1 protein-coding gene is annotated in these 329 nt (G+C 71.1%); it reads left to right on the top strand.

Annotated elements, in window-relative coordinates:
* Positions 1–329 (top strand): hypothetical protein (locus tag D0T11_RS22890; protein ID WP_182888578.1); only part of this gene is annotated, 329 nt, incomplete at both ends.

Here is a 329-nt window from a genome sequence, read left to right as displayed (position 1 = left end):
GTGGCCCTGCTCAACGCGGGCGGCGCTGCCCCGCAGCCGCTGGGGCCGTTGAAGCAATTGAGTGTGGCCAAAGGCGACACGGTGGACGTGGTGGCGTACGGGATGTATCAGCAGCCGGCGCAGGCCAACTGGAGCTTCTCGCTCGCGAGCTTCGTGGCCGGCCTGCTGCAACCCCAGGTGGGCGTGCCCGCACCGGCCCCGGATGGCAGCAGCCGCAAGGTGCGCATCCTGCCGCTGCTGAGCGTGGGCCTGGGCCTGGTGCCGGCCGTGCAACAGCTCAGTGGCGGCGTGCCCCGGGCCTACGTGCGGGTGCTCGTCTACAATGCCGA

The sequence above is a fragment of the Hymenobacter rubripertinctus genome, from assembly GCF_003583925.1.
Taxonomy (GTDB): Bacteria; Bacteroidota; Bacteroidia; order Cytophagales; family Hymenobacteraceae; genus Hymenobacter; species Hymenobacter rubripertinctus.
Note: the sequence above shows the minus strand (reverse complement) of the source record. Positions and strands in the feature narration are given on the sequence as shown.